Here is a 23,495-nt window from a genome sequence, read left to right as displayed (position 1 = left end):
CCCGTCCCCGGACAGAAGTGGAAAGTGTCATGGCTGCGCCGTATTCGGAAAAGCAGTGGAGCGCGATCGAGTCCGCGCCGGCGAGCGACGCCCGGGCGGTTCAAGAGGACCGGTTGCGGGAGCAGTTGGCGTACGTGGCCGCGAACAGTGTCTTCTATCAGGAGAAGTTCGCGGGGATCGACCTGGCGAAGGTGCGGACGGTCGAGGACCTGGCCGGATTGCCGTTCACGGAGAAGCAGGAGTTGCGCGAGAGCCTGGCCGCGGCACCGCCGCTGGGCGCGCACGCGGCGGCGAACCCGGACGAGATCGTGCAGATCCAGGCCTCCTCGGGGACCACGGGCAGCCCGTCCTACGTCGGGCTGACCCGCGGCGACATCGCAACGTGGTGCGAACTGGGCGCGCGGGCCCTGTACGCGAACGGGTTCCGGCCGGGCGACCGGCTGCTGCACGCGTTCGGCATGAGCAAGGGATTCGTCGGCGGGCTGCCGGTGGTGCAGATCCTGCAGCACATGGGAATCGTCGACATCCCGATCGGCGCCGAGGCGGGCGCGGAGCGGCTCCTGCGGGTGCAAGCGGACCAGCGGCCGAACGCGCTCATCGGGACGCCGTACTTCCTTGCCTATCTCGCCGAGCAGGCCCCGTCGATCGTCGGCCTGGACGCCCGCGACCTGGGTGTTCGCGCGATCAGCGTCGGCGGCGAACCCGGCGGCGGGCTGCCCGCGGTGCGCGAGAAGCTGGAATCGCTGTGGGGCGCGACCTCGCGGGAGATGCTCGGCGGCACCGACATCGCGTGCACGTACTGGGGCGAATGCGAGGCCGCGAACGGGATGCACTTCCTGTCGCCGGACCTGATGGTCGCCGAGCTGATCGACCCGGACACCGGCGAGCAGATCGCTCCGGCGGAGGGCGCCCAGGGCGAGCTGGTGTACACCGCGCTGCGGCGGCAGGCCTCGCCGCTGGTGCGGTTCCGGACGCGGGACCACGTGATCGTCACCGGCACGGACTGCGCGTGCGGGCGGACCGGGTACACGGTGCGGTGCATCGGCCGGACCGACGACATGCTGATCGTGCGGGGGATCAACGTGTTCCCGTCGGCGATCAAGCAATTGGTGGCGGAGCTGGCCCCGGTCACCACCGGGGAGATGCGGATCCGCGCGGACTTCGAGGGGCATTCGACGCAGCGGCCGCTGCCGCTCGTGGTGGAGCACGCGGCCGGGCTGGCCCCGGAGAAACAGGCTGATCTCCGGACGTCCCTGGAAAGCCGCATCCGGTCCGCGCTCAACGTGAAAACAGCCGTCACGCTGGTCCCGGACGGCACTTTGAAACGTCCTGACCACGTGAAAGTCAACCTCGTGGAACGGGTGCCCGCGCAGGCGACGTGATAGAGGTTATGCGTGAGCGCGTTCAACAGGCTGCACCTGATCCGGCAGGTCGACCTCCTGACCCTGCGGCTGTTCCTGTCCGCGGTCGAGGAGAAGCAGATCGGGCTGGCCGCGATCCGGGAGAACGTCTCGGCGTCGACGGCGACGAAACGGATCCACGATCTGGAGGCCATCGCCGGCATCGAACTGCTGGACCGCGGCCCGCGCGGCGTGGCGCCGACTCCCGCGGGCGCGGTGCTGGCGCGGCACGTGCGCAAGATCTTCGGCAGCCTCGAGGACATCCGGTCGGAAATCGCGGCGTTCACCGAGGGAATGCAGGGAGATCTGACGATCGCGTCGGCCCGGTCGATCTTCGCGCCGTTTCTCGCCCGGGAACTCGGTGAATTCTACCGGCAATATCCGCAAGTCCGGTTGATCGTCCACGAAATCGAAAACAAGGAAATCCTGCACGAGATCGCGCGCGGCGAAGCGGACCTCGGCGTGTTCGCCGCCGCGCACGAGCTCGACCTGACCGGCGTGGACGTCACGCCGTACCGCCGCGACCGGATCGTGGTGGCCTTGCCGCGCGGGCACCGGTTCGCCGACCGGCTGAGCGTGACGTTCGCGGAGCTGCTGCCGGAGCCCCTGATCGCGGTGGGTCCGATGGCGGGCGCGTTCCGGGCCGCGGCGCGCCGGCTGGGCGAGGAGTTCGAGCCCGCGTTCAGCGTGCGCAGCGGAGAGGTCGCGCTGAGCCTGGTCCAGGCCGGGCTCGGGGTCGCGGCACAGCCGGAGTGCATGGTGCCGCGGGAGTTCCTCGACCGGGTCGCGGTGGTCGAACTCGCCGAACCGTGGGCGGAGCGGAAGATTCACCTCGCCACCGCCGCGGGCCGCCGTCCGGGTCCGGCGTGCCGGGCGCTGATCGAGCAGTTGCTGGACCGGCCGGTGGACGAGCCCCCGGTCTCGTGACAGCTCGCCTGCCTTGGCGCGCGGCTGTCGGGCCGGAGTCGCCGACGGTCTGGGTTTCCGTTCCTCGAAATGCCGCTTCGGAGATTCCGAATTGATTCTCGCCGGACGACCTGCCTAACATCGAAACCGCAGCGAGAAATCCGTTGACTTTGCATTTCACAGCGCTCACGAGTGCTGTTTTGTGCTGCCGGAAAGAAGGAGGCCGAAAACGATGGACGCACAGCGGGGTGCGGTGGTCGGGTGCTGACCCGCGCAGCGGTGCTGCGGGAAACACCCGGCCGGTACGAGGTCGTCGAACTGGAAGTCGAGGACCCGCGGCCGGGCGAGCTGCGGGTGCGGATGGTCGCGAGCGGCCTGTGCCACTCCGACGACCACTTCGCCACCGGCGACCAGATCCCGCCGATCCTTCCGTTCGCGGGCGGGCACGAAGGCGCCGGCATCGTCGAGGCGGTCGGGCCCGGCACGCCGGGATTCGCCGAGGGCGACCACGTCGTGTTCTCGTTCCTCCCGGTCTGCGGCCGGTGCCGGTTCTGCGCCCGCGGCCTGCAGAACCTCTGCGACCTCGGCGCCTCGCTCGGCACCGGCGCGCGCCCGGGCGATCCGACGTCGTTCCGGCTGTCGCTCGACGGGCAGCCGGTCGGCCAGATGGCCGGCCTCTCGACCTACTGCGAGCACACCACCGTCTCCACCGCGTCGGTGATCAAGATCGACTCGGACATCCCGCTCGACGTCGCGTGCCTGACCGGCTGCGGCGTCGGCACCGGATGGGGCGCGGCGGTCAACTCGGCTGCTGTCCGGCCCGGGCACGTCGTGATCGTGATGGGCATCGGCGGCATCGGCATCAACGCCGTCCAGGGCGCCGCGCACGCCGGAGCGGCCGCGGTGATCGCGGTCGATCCCGTTGCGTTCAAACGGGAATCCGCGCTGAAGCTCGGCGCGACCCACGCGGTCGCGGACATGGCCGAGGCCACCGAGCTGGCGCGCTCGATGACCAACGGGCAGGGCGCCGATGCGGCGATCGTGACCGTCGGTGTCGTGACCGGGCGGCACCTCGGCCAGGGACTCGAAGCGGTCCGCAAGGCGGGCACGTGCGTCGTGGTCGGGCTGGGGGAGAGCTTCGTCCGCGACGGCGACTTCAACCTGCACGAGCTGGTCCTCTACCAAAAGCGCCTGCAAGGTTCGCTGTTCGGCGCGAGCTCGCCGACCGCGGACATCCCGGCCCAGCTCGAGATGTACCGCCAGGGCGCGTTGAAGCTCGACGAACTGATCACCGCCCGGTACGCCCTTGACGACATCGCCGCCGGGTTCGACGACCTGAAAGCGGGCCGCAACATCCGCGGCGTCGTCCGCCACGACTCCTGACCGCAGGAAGGACAACGATGTCCGCACAAGCATCGCCCCGGGAAACGGTCTCCGTCGGCGACATCAGCATCAGCTATCTGCCCGACGGCGAGGCCAGCGTCTCCGCGGCCGCGCTGTTCCCGGCAGGCACCCCCGAACTCTGGAGCGCACACCCGGAACTGTTCGGCGCCGACGGCAAACTCGTGCTGTCGCTGGGCACCTTCCTCATCCGCACCGGCGACCGCAAGATTCTCGTCGACCTCGGTTTCGGCGATCGCACCGTCGCCTTCCCTGCCGCCGACGGCGAGTTCCGGTCCGGCCGGCTGCTCACGAGCCTCCGCGAGGAAGGCTTGGCTCCCGAGGACATCGACACGGTTTTCTTCACGCACCTGCACATCGACCACGTCGGCTGGACCGCGCGGAACGACGTCCTCACCTTCGGCAACGCCCGGCACCTCGCCGGCGAAGGCGAAGTCGAGTACTGGCAGTCCCTCGGCGACCATCCGCTGGCCGCGGTCGGTCCCGACCCGCACGGCGTGCTGGCTCCGCTGGAAGGCCGGGTCGACGCGGTCGCGGACGGCACCGTGATCGCGCCCGGCGTCTCGGTCGTCGCGACACCCGGACACACGCCGGGGCACTGCTCGCTGGTGGTCTCGTCCGGACCGGACCGCGCGCTGATCCTCGGCGACGTCCTGCACTGTCCGGCGCAACTCACCGACAACGAGGTCGCGCTGGCCTTCGAAGTGGACGCCGAACTGGGCAAGAAGACTCGCGCCCGGATCATGGGCGAACTGGAGGGCGATCCGAACACCGTTGCCGCGCAATGCCATCTCACCGGATCAGCGTTCGGCCGGGTGGTGCGCGGCCGCTCCCGCCGGACGTGGACCTCGCTCGCGTCCCAGGGGGCGTCGTGACGATGCCCGCCGAGTACTTCGAGATCGACTCGGTCGCGGTCGGCGCCAGGTTCGCAGTGAGTGTCTTCCTCCCCCGCGGTTACGACCGCGGCGGAGATTGGCCGCTGGTATACGCCACGGACGGCAATATCGTCGGGCCGCTCACCGACGGCCTGCGCGGCGCACTCACCGACCGGCAGCAGGCGTCCCCGGTCGAGCCGTACGTCCAGGTGAACGTCGGCTATGTCGCGGCAGACGCACCGAACCAGCTGGTCTTGCGCAACCGCGACCTGGTTCCTCCAGGCGAGGGCGTGCCGGACTTCATGCGTGCGCACATCCGTGGTCGGCTCGGCGTGGACTCGGGCGCGGCGCCGGAGTCGGTGTGCGACGAGTTCTTCGCTCAGCAGAAGAACGCTCGCGCGGACAACTTCCTCGCCTTCCTGGAGACCGAACTGCATCCGGAGATCAAGTCCCGCTATCGGTTCCGTGCCGACGACGTCGGGTTGTTCGGCTACTCCTACGGCGGCCTGTTCACCCTGTTCGCCTTGACCTCGGGTTCCGCCCTCTTCACCCGGTTCGGCGCCAGCAGCCCCGGAATCGTCGTGCCGGACAGCCGGATCTACGAACGCTACGAAAACCTCGACCGGCTGCCCCGGGAAACGTTCCTGCACCTGACCGTCAACGCGTACGAAATGCTCGGCCCGAGCAAGTTCTACCGGCACCTGGCGCTCGAGTTCCTGCGCTTCCTCGACGTGGTGACCGAGCGCCCGCTGCCAGGTCTGCGAGTCAGCACCGCCCTGATCCCGGCCGAATCGCACAGCAGCGGTATGACCGACGCGTACCGGAGTTTCCTGCGTGCCTGCTACCCCGGAGGTGCTTCATGAAAACAACCGCCGCGCTGCTGTGGGAGACGCCGGGCGCCTGGGACGTGCGCGAAGTGGACCTGGATCCGCCCAAGGCGGGCGAAGTCCTCGTGCAGGTGATGGCGTCCGGTCTGTGCCACTCCGACGACCACTTCGCCCAGGGCGACATCCCGTTCCACTCTTATCCGGCCTGCGGCGGCCACGAGGGAGCCGGCATCGTCCGCGAAGTCGGGCCGGGCGTCACCCGGGTCGCGCCGGGCGACCACATCGTCACGTCGTTCATCCCGGCGTGCGGGCACTGCCGGATGTGCGTGGCCGGTCGGCAGAACCTGTGCGACAACGGGGCGCTGATCACCGTCGGCACCCAACTCGACGGCACGTTCCGGATGCACGCCGACGGTCGCGGCGTCGCGCAGAACGCGTGCATCTCCACGTTTTCCGAGTGGACGGTCATCCCCGAAGTCTCCGCGACGCCGATCCGCCGCGACGTCCCGTTCGAGGTCGCCGCGATCGTCGGGTGCGCAGTCCCGACCGGCTGGGGCTCCGCGGTGCGCGCGGCCGGGATCGATCCCGGGGACGTGGTGATCGTGATGGGCGCCGGCGGCATCGGAATGAACGCGGTACAGGGCGCGCGCTACGTCGGGGCCGAGCACGTCCTCGCCGTCGACCCGGTGGCGATGAAGCGCGAACTCGCGGTGAAACTCGGGGCTACGGAGGCGTTCGCGGACATGGCCGAGGCAACCGAACGAGCCCGTTCGCTGACCAACGGCCAAGGCGCGGACGCGGCGATCGTGTGCGTCGGCGTGCTCGCCGCCGACCACCTCGCGCAGGGACACGCGGCGATCCGCAAGGGCGGCACGCTCGTGGTGACCAGCGCGGCGAAGCACGACCTCGCCGGGATTCCGGTGCCGCTGCTCGAATTCACCATGTCGGAAAAGCGGATTCAGGGCGCGCTCTACGGAATGGGCGGCCCGGCCCGGGAAATCCCGCTCATGTTGGATCTCTACCGGAACGGCTCGCTGAAACTGGAAGAGCTGATCACCCGGACCTACGACCTCGAACAGGTCAACGAGGCGTACGCGGACCTGCACGCCGGGCTGAACATCCGGGGCGTGGTGAGTTTCGCGGACCGGCACGGAGGATCCCGATGACCGCATCGGCCGGAAAAGTCGCCCTGATCACCGGCGGCACCGGCGGGATCGGCCTGGGCGCGGCGCGTCGTTTGGCCGCCGCCGGGGCGACGGTGGTGCTGAACGGCCGGGACGAACGCAAAGCCGAAGCCGCGCTGGCCGAATTGGGCGGCAAAGGGCATTTCGTGGCAGGAGACGTCCGGTCCGCCAAGGACATGGCCGCGGTGGCCGCGGAAACGGCGGAGCGGTTCGGCGGCATCGACATCGTCGTGCCCAGTGCGGGCGGCAACGACGACGAGGCCCGCACTACCGCGGTGCGCGGGCCGTTCGCGGAGATCGACCTGGCGCGCGTGACGGGGTTCATCGGTTCGGCTGTCGCGGCGAAGCTCAACGTCGTGCAGGCGGCCCTGCCTTACCTTCGGGCGCGCGGCGGCGGAAGCGTCGTCTTCGTGACGTCTGAGGGCGGCCGGGTCCCGACTCCCGGCCAGACCGCCATCGCGACCTTCTCCGGCGGCCTGATCATGGCGAGCAAGGTGCTGTCGAAAGAGCTTGCGCCCGACCGGATCCGGGTGAACTGCGTCTGCGTCACCGTGGTCCGCGACTCTCCATCGTGGACTGCCGCCTTCGAGTCGGAAGACGCGGTGAGCGACCGGCACCGCAGGCAGTACGAGAAAATCCTCGAACGCAGCCCGCTGGGCGTCGCGGCCCCGGAAGACATCGGCGACGTCGTCGCGTTTCTGGCTTCCGGCGCGTCCCAGTACCTCACCGGCCTGGTCGCCAGCCCGACCGGCGGACTCACCGTCCACTGAGGAGCCCGCGTGCCGCTGCCGGACGCGCACGGCGGTGGTGCCTGTGCGTTAAGGCGGCTCGCAAGGAGCGGTCAGGCACCCCTGCTCAGGTCGAGAGTTCGGCGAGTCCAGCCGACGGCACGAGCCGGGGGTCCCCTCACAGACCTCGGTCAACGGACATCACCGCGCCGCTTCGCCCGCCGCGTCAGCCGCCCAGCCGGTTGCTGTCGAGGTGGGTCTCCGATTCGGGCGCGGTGATCCAGCTCGACAGCAACCGCAGCGCCTCCGCCGAAGCCGATCCCGCCTCCGCGGTGTAGCCGATCATCGTGAGCCCCGGCGCGCTGGTGACCGCCAGGCCTTCGAAGCGCAAAGTCAGCTCGCCGACGACCGGGTGGCAGAAGCGTTTCGTGCCGCGCTGGTGGGCTTTGACGTCGTGGGCCGCCCATCGGGTGCGGAACGCCTCGCTGCGGGTCGCGAGATCGCCGATCAGGCTCGTGACCGCCTTCGCATACGGCGACCGGGCGGCTTCGACGTGCAGCAGCGCGACCGCGTCGTCGGCTGCCTTCGCCCAGTTCGGAAAGATTTCTTCGGCGTGGCCGTCGAGGAAGATGAACCGCGCGAGGTTAGGCGGGGTGTGTTCGTAGACGGGGGCGTACAGCGCACGGCCGAGCGCGTTGGCCGCGACGAGGTCGAGGTGTCCGTTCTGGACGATCGCGGGGGCGTTGACCATCGAGTCGAGCAGGGCCTGGACGCCTTCGGGGACCGGATGGCGGACCGTGCGGCCCGGTCCGGCGCGCTTCCCGGCGGCACGGGCGAGGTCGAACAGGTGCGTGGTCTCGGTGTCGTCCAGCTGCAGCGCGGTGGCGATGGCGTGCAGGACTTCGTCGGAAACACCGGACACGCGGCCGCGTTCGATCTGCACGTAGTACTCGGTGCTGACCCCGGCCAGCCGCGCGACTTCCTCACGGCGCAGACCGCTCACCCGCCGCCGTCCGCCCGCGATCAGCCCGGCCTGTTCCGGAGTGACCTTCGCGCGCCGGGTCATCAGGAAGTCCCGGAGGTCGTTCGCGATCGCCATGTCTCGAGGGTAAACGGGTTCCGCGCCGGGAAGGAGGGGCTGCCGGTACCCCCGATAGACGGCATCTGCCACGGCCGCGCGGACCGCTCCAGAGTGGGTCGCAGGACTTCAGAACTTCTCAAAGGAGTGACTGCGATGCAGACGGTGACCTTCCCCAACGGCTCGATCGCCATGGCGGGCAACCTGTACTTGCCTGAGGGCTTCGACCCGAACGGCAGCTACCCGGCGGTCGTGGCCGTGCACCCCGGCGGCGGCGTGAAGGAGCAGACCGCGGGGCTGTACGCGGGCAAGCTGGCCGAGCAAGGGTTCGTCGCGCTCGCGTTCGACGCGTCCTTCCAGGGCGACAGCGGCGGCGAGCCGCACCACCTGGAGGACCCGGCCGCGCGGGTCGAGGACGTGCGCGCGGCAGTGGACTACCTACAGACCCTCGGTTATGTCGATGCCGAGCGGATCGGCGGCCTCGGCGTCTGCGCGGGCGGCGGCTACCTGGTGAACGCGGCGCTGACCGACTACCGGATCAAGGCCCTGACCACGATCAGTGCGGTGAACATCGGCACCTCGTTCCGGCGCGGCTGGTACGGCACGGACTCCGACGCGGCCGCCGTGCCGACGCTCCGAGCGCTGGCGCAGCAGCGCACCGCCGAGTCGAACGGCGCCGACGCGGCGTACCTGCCGTATGTGCCCGCCGAACCGGACGAGGACACCCCGCGCGACCTGGTCGAGGCGAACGACTACTACCTGACCCCGCGCGCCCAGCACCCGAACGCGAAGAACAAGTTCCTGTTCACCAAGAGCGTGTCGCGGATCTTCACCTTCGACGCGTTCCACCTGGTGGAGGACCTGCTCACGCAGCCGGCCCTGATCGTCGCGGGCAGCGAGGCCGGTTCGCTGTGGATGTCCACCGAACTGCACGGCCGGGTGCGCGGCCCGAAGAAGCTCGTCGTGGTCGAGGGCGGGACGCACATGGACTTCTACGACGTGCCGGAGTACGTGGACCGCGCGGTGGCCGAAGCGGTTCCGTTCTTCCGGGAAAATCTCGCCGCGACCGCGGCGGAGTGACCGGGAGGGCCCGCAGGCGATCCCGGCGGGCCCTCCCGGCCGCGTTTGAATCCACCTCCGGTGGCGCATATATTGTGCATGAACACGGCGAGGACGCCGTGCCTCGGAAGTACCAGAGGTGGCCGATGGACGTGGAGAACACCGTCTCGGGGGCCGCCGGGCTGGGCGCGCGGTACCGGGACCTGTGCGTGGACGTCGGGGCCGCACTGGGGCTCGACGTGCCGGTGCCGCGGCTCGACGGCCCGTGGGCCGACGAGGCGGCGAGTGTGCTCGGGCGGCTGTGGAACGCGGTGCTGGCCGAAACCCTGCACGCCGCCGACGAAACGGAGATCCCCGGTGCGCGGCGGCGCGAACTTGCCGAACTGCTCGGCCGGATCCGCGCGGCCGAGGCCGAACTCGCGGAAGCACGCCTTGCCGACCGGCACGTGTTGCTGCGCCGGGTGGCCGCTTCGCTGGCGTCGGTCCGGGAGGCGAAAACGGTCGACGAATTCCTCGGCCGGGTCCCCGAAGCGGGTTGCCGGCTGGGGTTCGACCGGGTCCTGGCCTCCCGCGTGGTGGATTCCGTGTGGCGGCTGCACACGATGTGCGTGGTGCACGAGCCCCGGTGGGCGGACGAGATCGTCGCCGTCGGGAAAGCGTCGCCGCCCGAGTTGCGCGGCGGGCTGATCGAGGCCGACGTGGTCGACCGGGGCGAAACCCGGCTGATTTTCGACACACAGCACAGCCAGCGGGTGGACCGCGACCTGATCCGCGTCACGAAGTCCACTTCGTACGGAATCGCGCCGCTGACGGTGCACGGCGAGGTGGTCGGCCTGCTGCACGGGGATCGCTACCACCAGGGCCGCGACGTCGACGAGACCGACCGTGCCCTGCTCACGCTGATGGCCGAGGCGTTGAGCCATTCGCTCGGCCGCCTCACGATGCTGGAGGGCCTGGCGTTCCTGCGCGACACCGCGGACGGCCTGATGACGCGTCCGGCGGCCCTGCCCGCACCGGCCGCGCCGCCCGCACCGAGCCCGCGGATCCCGTTGACCGCAAGGGAAAACGAGGTGATGGAGCTGCTCGCGGCCGGACGGTCCAACCGGCACATCGCGCGCGAGCTGGCGATCACCGAGCGCACCGCGAAGTCTCACGTCACGCAGATCCTGCGCAAGCTCGGCGTGGCCAGCCGGACGGAGGCGATCGCGCTCTGGCTGCGCGGCGGGGGACTGTCCTAAGGTCCCATTCCGTCTCGGACCCTTGGCCGATGTGACCGCGGTCGCACCGCGCACAGAATCACCTCACACACCACGACCCGTGGAGGCAAGAGGTGACTGAGCAACGAGGCTCGGCAGGCTGGCTGGTCGGCATCGACGTCGGCGGGACCTTCACCGACATCATCGGCCTTGACCGCGCCACCGGGGAAATCCGGGACGGCAAAGTGCTGTCCACCAAGGAACAGGAGCACGGCGTCCTCGAGGCGCTCGCCGCGATCGGCGTCGAACCGGCCGAGGTCGCGGAGATCGTGCACGGGCACACCGTCGGCATCAACGCGCTGCTGAGCCGGGCGGGCGCGAAGACCGCGCTGCTGGCCACGCGCGGCCACCGCGACCTGCTCGACATCGGCCGGATGCACCGCGAGTTCGGCGACCGGTTCTACGACCCGACCTGGCTGCGCCCGCACCAGGAACGGCCGATCGTGCACCGCCGGGACCGGATCGGCATCCCGGAGCGCATCGGCTACGACGGCACGGAGTTGCTGGCGCTGGACGAGGACGCAGTCCGCACAGCGGCCCGCGAGTTCGCCGCGCAGGGTGTCCAGGCGGTCGCCGTGTGCTTCATGAACTCTTACCGGGAACGCGGCCACGAGCGGCGCGCGGCGGAGATCCTCGCCGAGGAGATTCCGCACGCCTACGTGCAGACCTCGGACTTGTATCCGGTCACGAAGGAGCACGAGCGGACCACGACGGTCGCGCTGGACGCGTACGTCGGCCCAGCCGTGGTCGGCTATCTTCAGCGGCTCACTGTCGCGCTGGAGGAGCGGCGGTTCGGCGGCACGCTCTGGATCATGACGACGAACGGCGGCGTCGCGACCGTGCAGGACGCGGGCAAGGCTCCGGTCTTCCAGCTCGTGTCCGGGCCGGTCGGCGGCGTGACCGGCAGTCTTCAGCTGGCGCGCGAATCGGGCAAGCGGAACCTGCTGACCATGGATGTGGGCGGCACGAGCACCGACGTCGCGGCGATCGTCGACGCACAGACCCCGCTCACCGACCTGTGGACCTTGGAAACCGGCCTGACGCTCACCCTGCCGCTGGTCGACGTGGAAAGCGTCGGTTCGGGCGCGGGCAGCATCATCGGCCCGAACGCGCTCGGGCAGGTGGCGGTCGGCCCGAAATCGGCGGGTTCCAACCCCGGCCCAGCCTGTTACGGCCGCGGCGGCGCCGAGGCAACGCTCACCGACGCCTGCCTGCTGCTCGGCGTGCTGCAACCGGACCTGTTCGCGAACGGCCGGATCTCTCTCGACGTCGAGGCCGCGCGCACCGCGCTGGCCCGGACCGGCGAACAGTGGGGGCTTTCCGCGCTGGAGCTCGCCGAAGCGGCCTACCAGATCGCGTGCGAGGACATCGCGGCGAAGATCCGCACCATCTCGGTCTACCGCGGGCTGGACGTCCGCGAGTTCGCGTTGCTGCCGTTCGGTTCGGCTGGCCCGATGCTCGCCGATCGCGTCGCGCGGATCCTCGGGCTGGACACGGTCGTCGTGCCGTCGACGCCGGGCCAGTTCTCCGCGCTGGGGCTGTTGCAAAGCGACCTGCGGACCACGCGGGCACAGTCGCTGATGGTCCCGCTCACCGCCGATAACGCCGAGACGGTCGAAGCGGAATTCGCCGCCATGGAACGGAGCCTCGCCGAGGAACTGGCCGCGCAGGGCGTGGAACTGGACGGGCTGGCCTTCGACCGCGCGGTGTTCGCCATGTACCGCGGGCAGACCTGGGACAACCGGCTCCCGCTCGCGCCCGGCCCGATGTCCGAGGAGCGCGTGCCCGGCGTGGTCGCCGACTTCCACGCGTTCTACCAGGATTCCTACGGGTTCTCCGCGGCCGAGATTCCCGTTGTCGTTTCCACGCTCGAAGTGACGGCGGTGATCCCGAGGCCGAACAAGGTGCCGTCCATCGCCGCGGAAACCGGCGAGTCCCTGCTCGGGGAGCGCGATCTGCGCGTACCCGGTTCCGGAGAAACCGTGCGCGTCCCGGTGCACGTCCGCGAACGGCTCGCCGCGGGCGAGGTGGTCGACGGACCGGCGATCGTCTCGGAGAAGTTCGCCACCACGGTCGTGCTCCCGGGCCGTCGCGCCCGTGTGGACCCCGACCGCCTCCTGATCATCGAGAACCAGGACTGAGGAGCACCGACATGACTCTTTCCGCGGAACCCGCCGCCGGGACAGCCGAGTTCGAGCTGGACATCCTGCGCTACGGCCTGATCGAGGTCGCCCGCGAGATGAACGAGGCGCTGATGCGCAGCGCGTTCTCCCCGGTGTGCCGCGACATCCTTGACTGCACCACCGCCATCCACGTCCGCAGCGGCGACGGGTGGGAAACCGCCGCGCAGTGGGAGGGGTGCATGCAGCACGCCTTCACCTCGCCGCACATCGTCAACTTCGTGATGGACGAGTTCGACCTGGACACGCTGCAGCCCGGCGACGTCATCTTCGTCAACGACCCGTGGCGCGGCACCATCCACCAGTCCGACGTCAACCTGCTCCGGCCGGTGTTCGTGGACGGCCGGATCGAATTCATGCTGCATTCGACCTCGCATCTGGTCGACCTCGGCGGTCCGATCCCCGGCGGCTTCTCCAACGGCACGCAGACGTCGTTCGAGGAACAGATCAAGCTGCCGCCGTCGCTGCTGTACGCGAACGACGTGCCGGTGCGGCCGTTGTTCAACTTCATCCTGGAGAACAACCGGGTGCCGCACCTCGTCCTCGGCGACCTGCGCGCGTTGCACGGCTGCCTGGTCGTGGGGGAGCGGCAACTGCAGGCGCTCGTCGCGCGCGGCGGTCTGGAGAAGGTGCAGGAAGCCGGTCGCTACGCGATCGAGGCCACTGAGGCGAGCATGCGCCGCGGCATCGCGGGCATCCCGGACGGCGACTACACCGTGGAGGACTTCCTCGACGAGGACGGCGTCACCGACGAACCAATCCCGGTGCGCGTGACGGTGAAAGTGCGCGGCGACAGCATGGAGATCGACTTCTCCGGTTCCGGCCGGCAGCCGCTCGGCAACTGCGGGACGGCCTGGTGCGAGGCGGTCCGCTGCATCGAAGCGGTCAAGCTGATGGTCGACCCGGGCACGCCGGTCAACAGCGGCACCCTCCGTCCTATTGAGACACTCCTGCCGCAGGGCAGCGTGGTGTGCGTGCTGCCGCCGTCGAGCTGCTCGAACCACGCGGACATCGGCGCCCGCGGCATCAACGCCGTCGCTAGCGCACTGAGCCAGGCTGTCGGAGACCGCGCCATCGCCTGCGACACCGGTACCGCGCTGGTGGTCAGTCTTGGCGGGATCGACACTCGCGCCGGGCACGAGGGCATGCCGTGGGGCGCGTTCGCGCTCGCCGGCGGCGGGTGGGGCGGAACGTGGAAGGAAGACGGGATTTCCTTCTGCGTCACGCCGATCGGCAACTGCCGGACTTCGGTGCAGGAGCACGTCGAGATCGAAAGCCCGTTGATCGTCGCGCAGCACGAGATGGTGCTCGACACCGCCGGAGCCGGCGAGTACCGCGGCGGGCTCGGCTCGGTGTACACGCTCACCGCGCAGTCGGACACGATGGTCACGATCACTTGCGACCGGGTGCGCGTCGGTGCGCCGGGCGCCGCCGGAGCCGGTCCGGGTGCGCCCGCATTCGGCTGGTACATCGAGAATTTCGACCTGGCGCGGCACGCGGATCCGCTCGACCTGCGCGGCGCCGAACCGCTGTTCGGCATGTTCGACGCCGACGGCCGGCCGGACCCGAACGACGGCGGGTTCTGCCAGGGCGCGCGGTACCGGACCGGCAAGTTCTCCGGCCTGGTGCTCAAAGCGGGCGACGCGGTCCGCTTCGTGATCGGAGGAGGCGGCGGCTGGGGCGATCCGCTCGCCCGGGACCTCGACCGGCTCGGCCGAGACCTCGCCGATGGGCTCTACAGCGAGGACTTCGCCGCGAAGGCGTTCGGCGCCGTGGTGCGCGACGGCCGGATCGACGAAGCCGCGACCGGGCAGCGCCGTGCCGAACTGGCCGCCCAGCGCGACGCGGGCGCCTGGTCGGTGCCGGTCGCCACGCCCGTCAACTGGATCCTGGGATAGGAGCACCCATGTCTGTCGACCGCCTTCTCTTCCCCCGTCCGGAAACCCCGCGCGTGTCCGTCGAGCGGACCCCGGTGGACGCCACCTGCCCGTCGTGCGGGAGCACGGACGTCAAGCGGTACCCGGTGGCCAACTATCTCGGCCCGCGCATGGTCGTGAAGTGCCAGGACTGCTTCACGCACCTGTCAGTGACCCGCCCGGAGCCCGAGGACCACTGGCCCGCGCGGCGCTCGCCGACGCGCGACTGGGCGCCCTCGCGGCTGGGGTGACGCGCATGTCCCCGACCCCACTGGCCCGGCTGTACACCCAGGCGTACGCCGAGTTCGCCGACCGGCCCGCGATCCGCGACTCCCGGCGCGAGCTGACTTACCGCGAACTCGGCAGCCGCGCCCGGCGGATCGCCCAAGCGTTCCGGGCGCTGGGCGCGGAACGCGGCACCCGCGCGGTGCTGCTCGGACCGAACAGCTGTGAATGGGCCGAGGCGTACCACGGGCTCGTGCTCGGCGGCGGGGTGCGCGTGGGGCTGCTGCCCCGGCTGCACCCCGCTGAACTGGCGCAGATCGCCGCGGACGCGGAACCGGCGTTCGTGCTCGTCGACGGCGCGTGGCTCGCTGAGCACGGGACGGCGTGGATCCCGCCGCTGGTCAAAGAGATCATCGTGCTCGGCGAAGGCGCCGAGGGTATCCCGTTCGAGGAGTTCGTCGCGTCCGGGACCGACGAGGAGCTGCCGCCGCCGGCCGCCGAGGACGACGCGTGGCTGCTTTACACCTCGGGTTCGACCGGGTTGCCGAAGGGCGTGCGGGTGCCGCACCGGACGGTCGGCGCGCTCGTGCGCAATGCCCGCGAGGTCCTGCCGCCGCTCGGCCTGGGCGACGCGGCCCTGCACACCGCGCCGATCAGCCACTTCAGCGGCGGGATCGCCGACGTCGTCACCGCCAGCGGCGGGCTGAATATTTACGCGCCGAAGTTCGACGCGGCCGAGGCCGCGGACGCGGCGGCCGGCGGCGAGGTGACGGTGCTGCCGCTGGTCCCGACGATGATCACGATGCTGCTGGAGGAACTCGCCAGGCGCGGAGAGCCGTCCGGCCGGGTCGGCAACGTCCGGATCCTGCCGTACGCGGGTTCGGCGATCCAGCCGGACCGGGCGGCCAAGGCCCGCGCGTACTTCGGCGAGGCGATGCAGCAGCTCTACGGTGCGAGCGAAGCCCAGCTGCCGATCGCGACGCTTCGTCCGGAGGACCACGTCGAGACGCTCAACGAGCGCGGTCTGCCCCGGCTGGCTTCCGCGGGCCGGGTGACCGCGCACGTCGAGGTCGAGATCGTGGACGCGGACCGTCGGCCGGTCCCGCGCGGGACGACCGGGGAGATCCGTACTCGCGGCGCACACGTGAGCGCCGGGTACTGGCGGAAGCCGGAAGCGACAGCCGAGACCTTTGCGGACGGCTGGGTGCACACCGGCGACGTCGGCTGCCTCGACGAGCACGGGTACTTGTTCATCCTCGACCGGCGCAAGGACATGATCATCACCGGCGGGTTCAACGTGTACCCGCGGGAGATCGAGAACGTCGTCTCCGAACTGCCCGGGATCCGGGAAGTCGCCGTGGTCGGCGCTCCGGACGAGCGCTGGGGCGAGGCGATCACCGCGTTCGTCTCGGCGGAACCCGGGAACGCCGTGTCCGCCGACGGAGTGCTCGCGCATTGCCGGGCCCGGCTCGGCGGCTACAAGGTGCCGAAGAGGGTGGTCTTCGTCGAGGACCTGCCGAAAACCGGCACCGGGAAGATCCAGAAACAGATCCTGCGCGAGAAATTGTGGACCGGCCTGCGACGCCGGGTCTGAATTCCGCGCGACACAAGGGAGAAAACACATGGCGGTGCCGACTTTCGACAGCCGGAGCCTGTTCTTCGCGTGGAGCACGTACAGCACGGACTACGACACCTACGCGAAGTGGTACGACGAGGAGCACATCCCGCAGGTGATGGACGTGCCGGGAATGGTGGGAGCGCAACGGTTCCTGCTCGCGGACACCAAACCGCTGCCGGGTGTGCGCGCGCTCGATTTCGGGCACCTCGCGATCTACGAGACGGAGGGTTCGCCGCAGCCGTTCCGGGAGGAGGTCAAGCGGAAGCTGATCTCCGGCGAGATGGTGCTGCCGGACTTCATGAACCAGCCGTTCCAGGCGCTTTTCCTCGACGCGGTGAGCGAGCCGTTCCGGTCCGACCGGTTCGCGAAGGAGGAAAACCTGGACAACCGCCATCTGTTCTTCGCGTGGAGCCGCCACACCGGCGACGACGCGACGTTCGCGAAGTGGTACGACGAGGAGCACATCCCGCAGATCATGTCCGCGCCGGGAATGCTTCGCGCACAACGGTTCGAGGTCTCCGCCGTCAAACCGCTGCCCGGCGTCGAAACCCCGGATCTCGGTCATCTCGCGATCTACGAGGTCGCCGGGGATCTCGAAGGTTTCCGCGCTGAGGTGAAGCGGCAGCTGATCTCCGGGGAAATGGTGCTGCCGGACTTCATGATCCCGCCGTTCGCGGCGATGTTCCTGAAACCGGTCAGCCCGTTCTTCCCGGCCGCGAACTGACAGGGAGTTGTTCATGAGCTATCCACCACGGCGCGCGAAGCCGGAACTCGCGCTGATCACCGGCGCCGCGGGCGGGGTCGGCTCGGCGACCGCACGACGGCTCGCGGAAGGCGGTGCCAAGCTGGTCGTCACCGATATCAACGAGGAGCGGCTGGCCAAGGTCGCGAGCGACACAGGCGCGCTCGCTGTCCCGGCCGACGGCTCCGATCGCGAAGCCATCCACGCCCTGGTCGCGAGAGCGGTCGAAGAACTGGGCGGCCTGGACACGGTGATCGCGACCCAGGGCGCGGCGATCGGCGGGGGAGCGAACCCCAAACACGTCGACTCGTACCACCGGGCGCTCGACGTCAATCTGCACGGCTGCTTTTACCTGGCCGGCGAAGTGCTCCCGCACCTGGCGGCCAGCGAAGGCTCCCTGGTCTTGTTCGCCTCGACCGCGGGACTGATCGCCGGACCGCCCGGAGCGGCGGGCTACACCGCGGCGAAAGCAGCGATCATCGGCCTGACCCGCTGGCTCGCCCGCGATTACGGGCCGAAAGGCGTGCGCGTCAACGCGGTGTGCCCGGGGTTCGTCCGGACCGCGCTCGCCGAGGGCAGCATGGCCCACCTCGCCGAGCGCGAAGGCATCAGCCTGGAAGAGGCTTACGCGCTGAGCGCGGCGCACGTTCCGCTGCGCCGGGTCGCGGAGCCGGAGGAGATCGCGGCCTGCTGCGCGTTCCTGGCCTCGGGCGACGCCTCGATGGTCACCGGCCATGTGCTGGTCGCCGACGGCGGCGGCGCGGCGGTGGACGCCTCGACGGTGGCCTTCGACGGCTGAAATGTCCAAGTATCCGGACAGTCGCGCGGTCAGCGGGCGCTTAGCGTTCTCCGCATGTCAACGAAGACCAATGAAGAACTGGCCAAAGGCTGGATCCGCGCGCTTTCGGACGTCGATCTCTTCTACACGCTGTGCGCGGACGACTGCAAGGTCTGGCACAGCGCCGACGACAAGTGGATGTCGGTCAAGGAAGCAGTCGACGCCGTCCACGAACGCGGCGGGCTGCCGGAGTTCGAGAACTCCCGCTACACCCTGACCGAGAAGGGTTTCTTCGTGCAGACCTCGGCCACCCTGCCGGCCGCGCGGGTGCACCTGATCCAGCTGGTGACGGTCAAGGACGGCAAGGCGGTCTCGGCCGAGGAGTACATCGGCCCCGAGATGGACATCGCCGTCTGAGGTGGGAACGGATCTTTCGATGAGCCCCATTTCGGGACGCTCGATCATCGTCACCGGCGGTGCCAGCGGAATCGGCGAAACGGCCGCGCGGCTCTTCGCCGAAAACGACGCGCTGGTGACCATCGCGGACATCAGCACCGAAGCCGGCGAAGCGCTGGCGGAGGAACTGTCGGGCAAGGGCTGCGAGGTCCAGTTCGTCACCACCGACGTCGCCGACGAGGCCCAGGTCGCGGCAATGGTGGATGCGGCGTCGGTCGGGTCGTTCGTCTGCATTCCGCTGGCGGCCGAGTACGGCGAGCACGGCATCCGGGTCAACGCGATCGGCCCGTCCACCGCGCGGACGCCGATGTACCTGAAGCTCAATCCGGAGTACGAGAAGACCGTCGCCGCGACGCCCGCCCTGCGGCGCGGCAGCGAACCGGTCAAACAGGCGCAGGCGGCGATGTGGCTGCTCTCGGACGCGGCTTCGTTCGTCACCGGCGTGACGGTTCCGGTCGACGGCGGCTGCCTCCTGTACTGAACGGGGCCCGCCGCATTGACCTGGTTTACGGAAACATGAAATATTATGTGGCATGAGTGCGGTGCTGACCCGCGGCGCGCTGGCCCGCGCCGCGGGGCCGGTGCTCGACCGCGTGCAGACGGAGCTGCGGGGCAGTTCGGTCGCCGTGCTGCTGGCCGACCACCGGGCCAAGGTGGTGGACATCCGCTACGGCGAGCGCGCTTTCGGGCGCGAGGTCACCTCCCTTGGAGTGGTGCTGGGCGTGCGGCTGGGCGAGGACGAGGTCGGCGTGAACGCGATCGGCACGCCGCTGGAAACCCGCCGGAGCCTGCTGCTGCGCGGAGCCGAGCACGCGATGCCCGCGTTCCACGGCTTCACCTGCTTCGGGCACCCGATCGTCCATCCGGGCACCCGGCGGCTCGCCGGCGTGCTCGACTTCGCGGTGCCGGTGAGCCGGGACGAGCGGCTGGCCCCGGCGCTGGTGCGCCATCTGGTCACGGAGATCGAGAGCAGGCTGCGCACGGACGCCGCGGAGGCGCAGCAGCGGCTGCTCGCCGCGTTCCAGTCCGCGGCCCGGCGGCGGGACCGGCGGGTGCTGGTCGTCGGGCACGGCCTCGTGCTGGCCACCCAGCCCGCGCTCGACCTGCTGGCGCCGGCCGACCACGCCGCGGTGCAAGCCTGCATCGAGGACGACCGCGAGAACGCGCGGATCACGTTGGCGTCCGGCCAGCCGGTGCGGCTTTCCTGGGCGCCGGTGGACGGCACCGAGGGGACGATGGTCGACCTCGTCGTCGAGCCGCGTCCCCGCCGTCCGCGCGCCGCGGTCCCCGTGCGATGGCCGTTGCTGGTGGCGGGGGAGCCGGGCACGGGCAAGACGACCGTCGCGCGGGCGGCCGCCGGAGACCAGGCGGCGGTGCTGGACGGGGCGGAAACGGTCCGGGTCGGCGACGCCGAATGGGCCGAGCAGGCCAGCCGGCTGCTGGACGGCGCCGGTCCGGCCCTGATCGTCGAAAACGTCCAGCTGCTGTCGGAGCCGCTGGCCGCGTTGGTCGCGGCGCGGATGCGGACGTCGCGGCGGAACCTGGTGCTGACCTCGACCCCGGGGGAACGCGATCCGTCGATCGAGGCGTGCTGCGGCGAGCGGCGGGACCTGGTCCCGTTGCGCGTCCGCCGCCACGAGGTTCCGCGGCTGGCACAGCGAATGCTGACCGAGGAGTGCGCTGCCCGGTTCACGCCGGAGTCCTTGCGGTTGTTGGCGGCTCAGCCGTGGCCGGGGAATCTGGCCGAACTGCGCCGGGTGGTCCGTGCGGTGGCGGAGCGGCGTTCGACCGGCGACGTCGTCCCGGCCGACCTTCCGTCCTCGCACCGGAACGGATCGGTGCTCGCCTCGCCGTTCGACCGGGCCGAGCGCGAGGTGATCGTCGCGGCCATCGCCGCGGCGGGCGGCAACAAGCTCGAAGCCGCCCGGGCGCTCGGGATCAGCCGCTCGACGCTGTACAACCGGATGAACGCGTTGCGCATCCGCTGATTCCGGCGGTTTCCCGCCTGCTTGACGCGAGTTCTCGGCTAGATATTATATATTTAATGTGGTCTGCGGTGCGGCGGGCCGACCTGACATCAACGAGGAGCAGGCATGGCGACGATCATCGACCAGCTCGCGGCATTCGCCGCGGGCGCGGACGCCCGGGAACTCCCCGACGAGGTGATCCGGGAATCCCAGCGCATCCTGCTCGACTCGCTGGGCTGCGCGGTGGCGTCCCTCGGCGACGAAGGAGCGCAGCGCGGCGTCGACTACGCGCGCTACCTCGGCGGCTCAGCCGGCCAGGCGTCGATCCTCGGCACCGGCACCAAGACTTCGGTCCCCGCCGCCGCGTTCGCCAACGCCGAACTGATCAACGCGCTCGACCAGGACGCCGTTCTCCCGCCCGGCCACGTCACGCCCTACGTGCTGCCCGGTGCGCTGGCCACCGCGGAATCGCTGCGCGTGTCCGGCACGAAGCTGCTCGAAGCGATCGCGGTGGCGCACGAAATGTCGTATCGGATCGGGAACGCGACCGACTACCTGCGCGACATCAAGGACGGTGTCGTCACCATCCCCGACATCATCGGTTACAGCAGCACGCTTTTCGGCGCCGCGGCCGCGGTCGGCGTCGTGAAGGGCCTCGACGGCGAAACCCTGGCCGACGCGCTCGGCATCATGGGCTCCACCGTGCCGACCAACACCCAGCGCGCGTGGATGATGCATGCCCCGTCGACAACGATCAAATACCAGCTCGCCGGAGGAATGGCGCTGTCCGCGGTCACCGCCGCCAACCTCGCCGAACGCGGCCACACCGGCGACCGGCAGCTGCTCGACGACCGCGAGTACGGCTTCCCGCGCTTCATCGGCACCTCCCGCTGGGAACCCGCGCCGATCACCGCGGGCCTCGGCGCGGAGTGGACGTTCACGCCGTTCCAGTCCTTCAAGCCGTATCCGCATTGCCGGGTCATGCACGCGCTGTTCGACGCGCTGACCGAGATCGTCGAAACAAACGACCTCCGCCCGGACGAGATCGACGCGATCACCGCGTACGGCGAGAGCTTCGTCATGCAGCCGGTGTGGGTGAACGAAACCATCCGCAACCCGCGCGACGCCCAGTTCAGCATGACGCACGGCCTGGCCCTCGCCGCGCACCGGATCCCGCCGGGCAAGGACTGGCAGACCCCGGAAGCGGTGCTGGACCCGTCGGTGCTCGACCTGACGAAGAAGGCCGAGTTCAAGGCGCACCCGGACTACACGGAGGCGCTCAAGAACAACCCGGCCGCTCGCCGTTCGCTGGTCGAGGTCGAGGCTCGCGGCACCACCTACCGCGGCGAGCGGGCCTACCCGAAGGGCAGCCCGTCGCCCGACCCGGCCACGTATCTGACTGACGACGAACTCGTCGCGAAGTTCCGGCACAATGTCGAGGGCGTCGTGGCCGACCCGGATGCGATCGTCCAGGCAGTCTTCGATCTGCAGAATGTCGAGGACGTCTCGGCGCTGCTGAACCAGGTCGGAGGTGCGGCGTGATCGACGTCGTCAACCCGGCCACCGAGGAAGTGATCGGGTCCATTGTGGACAGCGACGCGGCGGCCGTCGATGCCGCCGTGTCCGCCGCCAATGCGGCCCTCGGCCCGTGGTCGGCTCTGTCGCCAGCCACGCGCGCCGGGTACTTGCGCGCTCTGGCCGACGAATTCGAGAAGCGGTCCGACGAGATCTCGGAACTGGTCACCCGGCAGAACGGCACTCCGATCAGCATCACCCGCGCGATGCAGAGCCAGGTGCCGGTCTGCTACCGGTACTTCGCTTCACTGGCGGAGAAACTCTCGGTCGAGCAACACGTCGAGACGGCCAGCGGCGACGCGATCGTGCTGCGGGAACCGGTCGGCGTGGTCGGCGCCATCACCCCGTGGAACGGCCCGCAGCCGCTCATCGCGTGGAAGCTGGGCCCGGCTCTGGCGGCGGGCTGCACCGCGGTGATCAAACCGGCGCCGGAGACCTCGCTGGACGCGTTCGTCTTCGCGGAAATCGTTGCCGCGGCCGGAATCCCCGAGGGTGTCGTGAACATCGTGACCGGCGGACGCGAGACCGGCGCGGCGCTGGTCGCGCACCCTGGCGTGCACAAGGTGGCGTTCACCGGTTCGACCGTGGCGGGCAAGGCGATCGCCGCCGAGTGCGCGAAGCAGTTGAAGCACGTCACGCTGGAGCTGGGCGGCAAATCGGCGGGCATCCTGCTCGACGACGTCGACCTCGACGCGTTCCGGCCGCTGGTGCTTTCGGCCTGCTCGCCGAACACCGGGCAGACCTGCCGGGCACTGACCCGGGTGCTGGCTCCGGCATCGCGCTACGACGAGGTCGTTGACCTGCTCGCGGACACGATGGCCGGGATCCCGCAAGGGGATCCGCTCGACCCGGCGGTGTTCTTCGGCCCGCTGGTGAACGCGACGCAGCGGGAGCGGGTGGAGTCCTACATCGAACTCGGCAAGGCAGAGGGCGCCGAGATGGTGCTCGGCGGCGGCCGCCCGTTCGACCGCGGGTACTACGTGGCGCCGACGATCTTCCGCGGGGTCACGAACGACATGCGCATCGCCCGCGAGGAGATCTTCGGCCCGGTGCTCACCGTGATGCCGTACCGCACGGTGGACGAAGCGGTGGCCATCGCGAACGACTCGGAGTACGGCCTCGGCGGGGGAGTGTTCTCCCCGGACCGCGAGCGCGCGACCGAGGTGGCTCGCCGGATCGTGACCGGAAGCGTCGGGGTGAACACGTCCACGCTGCCGATCGAGACACCGTTCGGCGGGGTGAAGAACAGCGGGATCGGCCGGGAACTCGGGCCGCAGAGCGTGGACGCGTACCTGGAATACAAGACGATCTTCCGCGCGTAGCA

General features: G+C 70.0%; 21 protein-coding genes. 20 read left to right on the top strand and 1 reads right to left on the bottom strand.

What is annotated here, in order from left to right; translation table 11 throughout:
- Positions 1-29 precede the first annotated feature (29 nt).
- The 7 genes from H4281_RS03330 (at position 30) to H4281_RS03300 (ending at position 7,363) form a co-directional block, all read left to right on the top strand.
- Positions 30-1,382 carry a phenylacetate--CoA ligase family protein gene (locus H4281_RS03330; RefSeq protein WP_182889363.1) on the top strand — a complete coding sequence of 451 codons (1,353 nt, stop codon included), beginning with the start codon at positions 30-32 and terminating at the stop codon, positions 1,380-1,382.
- A gap of 12 nt (positions 1,383-1,394) precedes the next feature.
- Positions 1,395-2,327, top strand: a complete 933-nt coding sequence (locus H4281_RS03325) for a LysR family transcriptional regulator (protein ID WP_182889362.1) — start codon at positions 1,395-1,397, stop codon at positions 2,325-2,327.
- A 240-nt stretch (positions 2,328-2,567) separates the two neighbouring features.
- Positions 2,568-3,689: an NDMA-dependent alcohol dehydrogenase gene (locus H4281_RS03320; RefSeq protein ID WP_182889361.1), complete on the top strand. Its 1,122-nt coding sequence runs from the start codon at positions 2,568-2,570 to the stop codon at positions 3,687-3,689.
- A gap of 17 nt (positions 3,690-3,706) precedes the next feature.
- Positions 3,707-4,582 carry an MBL fold metallo-hydrolase gene (locus H4281_RS03315; RefSeq protein WP_182889360.1) on the top strand — a complete coding sequence of 292 codons (876 nt, stop codon included), beginning with the start codon at positions 3,707-3,709 and terminating at the stop codon, positions 4,580-4,582.
- A gap of 2 nt (positions 4,583-4,584) precedes the next feature.
- A complete protein-coding gene (locus tag H4281_RS03310; protein WP_246411397.1) occupies positions 4,585-5,445 on the top strand; it encodes an alpha/beta hydrolase in 861 nt (286 codons plus the stop codon).
- Positions 5,442-6,575, top strand: a complete 1,134-nt coding sequence (locus tag H4281_RS03305) for an NDMA-dependent alcohol dehydrogenase (RefSeq protein WP_182889358.1) — start codon at positions 5,442-5,444, stop codon at positions 6,573-6,575. The genes H4281_RS03310 and H4281_RS03305 overlap by 4 nt, the downstream gene beginning before the upstream one ends.
- Positions 6,572-7,363: an SDR family NAD(P)-dependent oxidoreductase gene (locus H4281_RS03300; RefSeq protein ID WP_182889357.1), complete on the top strand. Its 792-nt coding sequence runs from the start codon at positions 6,572-6,574 to the stop codon at positions 7,361-7,363. Before H4281_RS03305 ends, H4281_RS03300 begins: the two co-directional genes overlap by 4 nt.
- Before the next feature lie 184 nt (positions 7,364-7,547).
- On the opposite strand, the gene H4281_RS03295 is transcribed toward H4281_RS03300, so the two are convergent.
- Positions 7,548-8,420 (bottom strand): helix-turn-helix domain-containing protein, encoded by an 873-nt coding sequence (locus tag H4281_RS03295; protein WP_182889356.1) that lies wholly within the window; start codon positions 8,418-8,420, stop codon positions 7,548-7,550.
- A gap of 135 nt (positions 8,421-8,555) precedes the next feature.
- Here H4281_RS03295 and H4281_RS03290 point away from each other — a divergent pair, with 135 nt between their 5' ends.
- The 13 genes from H4281_RS03290 (at position 8,556) to H4281_RS03230 (ending at position 23,493) form a co-directional block, all read left to right on the top strand.
- Complete coding sequence (locus H4281_RS03290; RefSeq protein WP_182889355.1) at positions 8,556-9,479, top strand: alpha/beta hydrolase; 924 nt, start codon at positions 8,556-8,558, stop codon at positions 9,477-9,479.
- A gap of 125 nt (positions 9,480-9,604) precedes the next feature.
- Entirely contained in the window at positions 9,605-10,696 is a 1,092-nt protein-coding gene (locus H4281_RS45405) for a LuxR C-terminal-related transcriptional regulator (protein WP_182889354.1), read from the top strand.
- A 92-nt stretch (positions 10,697-10,788) separates the two neighbouring features.
- Positions 10,789-12,855, top strand: a complete 2,067-nt coding sequence (locus tag H4281_RS03280; RefSeq protein ID WP_182889353.1) for a hydantoinase/oxoprolinase family protein — start codon at positions 10,789-10,791, stop codon at positions 12,853-12,855.
- A gap of 11 nt (positions 12,856-12,866) precedes the next feature.
- Positions 12,867-14,792 carry a hydantoinase B/oxoprolinase family protein gene (locus tag H4281_RS03275; protein WP_182889352.1) on the top strand — a complete coding sequence of 642 codons (1,926 nt, stop codon included), beginning with the start codon at positions 12,867-12,869 and terminating at the stop codon, positions 14,790-14,792.
- A gap of 8 nt (positions 14,793-14,800) precedes the next feature.
- Positions 14,801-15,061 carry a hypothetical protein gene (locus tag H4281_RS03270; protein ID WP_182889351.1) on the top strand — a complete coding sequence of 87 codons (261 nt, stop codon included), beginning with the start codon at positions 14,801-14,803 and terminating at the stop codon, positions 15,059-15,061.
- A gap of 5 nt (positions 15,062-15,066) precedes the next feature.
- On the top strand, positions 15,067-16,629 hold the full coding sequence (locus H4281_RS03265; RefSeq protein ID WP_182889350.1) for a class I adenylate-forming enzyme family protein: 1,563 nt from the start codon (positions 15,067-15,069) through the stop codon (positions 16,627-16,629).
- A gap of 28 nt (positions 16,630-16,657) precedes the next feature.
- On the top strand, positions 16,658-17,377 hold the full coding sequence (locus tag H4281_RS03260) for a hypothetical protein (RefSeq protein WP_182889349.1): 720 nt from the start codon (positions 16,658-16,660) through the stop codon (positions 17,375-17,377).
- Positions 17,378-17,390: 13 nt separating this feature from the next.
- Complete coding sequence (locus tag H4281_RS03255; RefSeq protein WP_182889348.1) at positions 17,391-18,194, top strand: SDR family NAD(P)-dependent oxidoreductase; 804 nt, start codon at positions 17,391-17,393, stop codon at positions 18,192-18,194.
- Between the two features lie 54 nt (positions 18,195-18,248).
- Entirely contained in the window at positions 18,249-18,590 is a 342-nt protein-coding gene (locus H4281_RS03250; RefSeq protein ID WP_182889347.1) for a hypothetical protein, read from the top strand.
- A 19-nt stretch (positions 18,591-18,609) separates the two neighbouring features.
- Positions 18,610-19,110 carry an SDR family NAD(P)-dependent oxidoreductase gene (locus H4281_RS03245; RefSeq protein ID WP_182889346.1) on the top strand — a complete coding sequence of 167 codons (501 nt, stop codon included), beginning with the start codon at positions 18,610-18,612 and terminating at the stop codon, positions 19,108-19,110.
- 52 nt (positions 19,111-19,162) lie between these two features.
- Positions 19,163-20,617: a helix-turn-helix domain-containing protein gene (locus tag H4281_RS03240; protein WP_182889345.1), complete on the top strand. Its 1,455-nt coding sequence runs from the start codon at positions 19,163-19,165 to the stop codon at positions 20,615-20,617.
- 105 nt (positions 20,618-20,722) lie between these two features.
- On the top strand, positions 20,723-22,138 hold the full coding sequence (locus H4281_RS03235; RefSeq protein WP_182889344.1) for an MmgE/PrpD family protein: 1,416 nt from the start codon (positions 20,723-20,725) through the stop codon (positions 22,136-22,138).
- Positions 22,135-23,493, top strand: a complete 1,359-nt coding sequence (locus H4281_RS03230; RefSeq protein WP_182889343.1) for an aldehyde dehydrogenase — start codon at positions 22,135-22,137, stop codon at positions 23,491-23,493. Before H4281_RS03235 ends, H4281_RS03230 begins: the two co-directional genes overlap by 4 nt.
- The last annotated feature ends 2 nt before the right edge of the window (positions 23,494-23,495 follow it).

The organism is Amycolatopsis dendrobii (assembly GCF_014145675.1).
GTDB lineage: Bacteria > Actinomycetota > Actinomycetes > Mycobacteriales > Pseudonocardiaceae > Amycolatopsis > Amycolatopsis dendrobii.
Note: the sequence above shows the minus strand (reverse complement) of the source record. Positions and strands in the feature narration are given on the sequence as shown.

What these genes read in the sequence shown, in the direction of transcription:
- H4281_RS03260 (WP_182889349.1), top strand. Translation starts at nt 16,658, where the DNA reads ATGGCGGTGCCGACTTTCGACAGCCGGAGCCTGTTCTTCGCGTGGAGC.
- H4281_RS03275 (WP_182889352.1), top strand. Translation starts at nt 12,867, where the DNA reads ATGACTCTTTCCGCGGAACCCGCCGCCGGGACAGCCGAGTTCGAGCTG.
- H4281_RS03305 (WP_182889358.1), top strand. Translation starts at nt 5,442, where the DNA reads ATGAAAACAACCGCCGCGCTGCTGTGGGAGACGCCGGGCGCCTGGGAC.
- H4281_RS03300 (WP_182889357.1), top strand. Translation starts at nt 6,572, where the DNA reads ATGACCGCATCGGCCGGAAAAGTCGCCCTGATCACCGGCGGCACCGGC.
- H4281_RS03255 (WP_182889348.1), top strand. Translation starts at nt 17,391, where the DNA reads ATGAGCTATCCACCACGGCGCGCGAAGCCGGAACTCGCGCTGATCACC.
- H4281_RS03250 (WP_182889347.1), top strand. Translation starts at nt 18,249, where the DNA reads ATGTCAACGAAGACCAATGAAGAACTGGCCAAAGGCTGGATCCGCGCG.
- H4281_RS45405 (WP_182889354.1), top strand. Translation starts at nt 9,605, where the DNA reads ATGGACGTGGAGAACACCGTCTCGGGGGCCGCCGGGCTGGGCGCGCGG.
- H4281_RS03310 (WP_246411397.1), top strand. Translation starts at nt 4,585, where the DNA reads ATGCCCGCCGAGTACTTCGAGATCGACTCGGTCGCGGTCGGCGCCAGG.
- H4281_RS03330 (WP_182889363.1), top strand. Translation starts at nt 30, where the DNA reads ATGGCTGCGCCGTATTCGGAAAAGCAGTGGAGCGCGATCGAGTCCGCG.
- H4281_RS03245 (WP_182889346.1), top strand. Translation starts at nt 18,610, where the DNA reads ATGAGCCCCATTTCGGGACGCTCGATCATCGTCACCGGCGGTGCCAGC.
- H4281_RS03290 (WP_182889355.1), top strand. Translation starts at nt 8,556, where the DNA reads ATGCAGACGGTGACCTTCCCCAACGGCTCGATCGCCATGGCGGGCAAC.
- H4281_RS03315 (WP_182889360.1), top strand. Translation starts at nt 3,707, where the DNA reads ATGTCCGCACAAGCATCGCCCCGGGAAACGGTCTCCGTCGGCGACATC.
- H4281_RS03235 (WP_182889344.1), top strand. Translation starts at nt 20,723, where the DNA reads ATGGCGACGATCATCGACCAGCTCGCGGCATTCGCCGCGGGCGCGGAC.
- H4281_RS03265 (WP_182889350.1), top strand. Translation starts at nt 15,067, where the DNA reads ATGTCCCCGACCCCACTGGCCCGGCTGTACACCCAGGCGTACGCCGAG.
- H4281_RS03240 (WP_182889345.1), top strand. Translation starts at nt 19,163, where the DNA reads ATGAGTGCGGTGCTGACCCGCGGCGCGCTGGCCCGCGCCGCGGGGCCG.
- H4281_RS03270 (WP_182889351.1), top strand. Translation starts at nt 14,801, where the DNA reads ATGTCTGTCGACCGCCTTCTCTTCCCCCGTCCGGAAACCCCGCGCGTG.
- H4281_RS03295 (WP_182889356.1), bottom strand. Translation starts at nt 8,420, where the DNA reads ATGGCGATCGCGAACGACCTCCGGGACTTCCTGATGACCCGGCGCGCG.